A 1,868-nucleotide genomic window follows, 5' to 3' on the forward strand; every position below is an offset into this window, starting at 1 on the left:
CCTGTTGTTTGTAAGCGTAAATCACCCGCCGTTAGTTCAACAACGTCAGCATCCACCCATTCGTTGGTGGTTTCTGTTGTCGTGTACTTACGTCTATACCATCTGCCGTGCTTGCGTGTGGTTTTATCATAACTATATTCAAAATCGATACCAACATCAAGCAGTAGGTGATGATTGGCACGAATGTCAATTGCACCATTGGCTTTTGCTTTTGTGCCTTGCAAGACCAAAGTTGGTGTCTCATCTTGCTTGTCAGTGGCTGCTTTGGTTGCACGAATGTCTATGTCTCTACCAGCGGTTAGCATGCTTGGTGAACCAAAGCTTAAAAGGCGGTGGTGGTCATTGCCGTCTTGACCGATTTCATAACGGTTTTGGCTGCCTGTTAAGATGATGGAGGCCGCCTTGTCAGTTTGGGTTTCGGCATCAGATTGGTTTGAGCTGCCTGACTGCGATGACTTGGTTGTTTGCTGGTAGGCAAACGGTAGCACGCCTTGCGCCTCTAGGGTAATGTTACCACTTACGGCGTTAAGTAAGGCGCCTTGTGAAAGAATGCCTTGTTTGGCATACACACCAATGTCACCAGCTTGTGAGACTAAGGTGGTTGGGGTGTGAATAAAGCCAGTTGAGTTGCTGTTTAAAATGCCTAACTGGTTTTCAATTCTGGATTTGGTGTTGGTGAATGCATCGGCTCTTGTGGTAAGACTTAGCCTGGCGGCTTCATCAAGTTTTGCCTCCAAGGCACGCTTTTGATCGCTCCCACTTTGATTTTTATTGCTAAACTCACGCTTAACCCCATCCATCACTACACTACCTTGGGTGGCATAGACAGTGAGGTTATTTTTGGACTTTAGGTTGACACCTTGTAGTTGCACTTCACTGCCTTGCAAAGTAAGATTGCCTTGATGAGCGTTTAAGGTATAGTGCGCTTGATTGCCATTGGTAACGGGATTGGTGTTTTGTAGGGTAAGCTTGCCTTGTTGACTGACTAGGCTAATATCTCCACCGATGGCTAAATTGTGATTTGTGCTGTTTAGGGTAAGCGCACGGTCCGTTTGAATGGATAAAGAACCGTTGAGCACTTGTGCGTTTTTGTTGCTATTGAGTAGTGGTGATTTGGTCGTTTTGGCAATGAGCCTACCATTTAAGGTAAGGCTTGTACTGTCAAGCAAGACAGCACCGCCTTGGTAGGTGCCATTACCGTTAATACGATGATCACCCTTGACCACATCGCTGACAATGCCTTTGGCAATCAAGGTGCTGTTTGTGGTGGTTTGATTGCCTTGAACATAGATGGTGGTGTGTTTGGCGGAGTTAATTTGACTGTTGTTGACAATCAGATCGCTGTTAGCTTGGATTTGGATGTTGGCCTGACTGGTGATATTGGTATGGTCAAGTGTTTGCTGGCCTTTAGCAAAGCTTGAGACATTGCCTGCGGCATCAATGATGCTTTGGTTGTGTGTTAAATTACCTTGCAAGTTGGCAGTGGTCAACGCCCCTTGGGTTGTAAAGGTTGTGTTGGTGAAGCTGGCCGTACCATTTGTGTTTTTTGGTGTTGGATTGTCAAAGACAATTGCCTCAATCTTTTTGCCAGCATGAATTGTTGTGTTGTTTGTGCCAAGCTCTTGTTTGGCCTGCAATGTGATGTTGCTGGCACTGTTCAAAGAGGCATGGTTGGCCATGATGGTAGGTGCAATCATGGCGATGTCTTTGCTGGCCCAAATGGTGGTTTTATTACTGGTTGAGCCATTCAATCCCACTGCGGTGTTACTTTTTAGGCTGACCACCCCTTGCTGTACACTTGATTGGCCAGAGTGGGTAATTTTACCATCTGCGGTGATGGTAATGGCTTGTTTGGCATTTAGACTACC

1 protein-coding gene is annotated in these 1,868 nt (G+C 46.0%); it reads right to left on the reverse strand.

Annotated elements, in window-relative coordinates; all coding sequences use genetic code 11:
* Positions 1 to 1,868, reverse strand: a 1,868-nt coding sequence (locus HMPREF2573_RS09330; RefSeq protein ID WP_168162417.1) for a hypothetical protein, incomplete at both ends; no start/stop codon positions are given.

The organism is Moraxella sp. HMSC061H09 (assembly GCF_001809255.1).
GTDB classification, from domain to species: domain Bacteria; phylum Pseudomonadota; class Gammaproteobacteria; order Pseudomonadales; family Moraxellaceae; genus Moraxella; species Moraxella catarrhalis.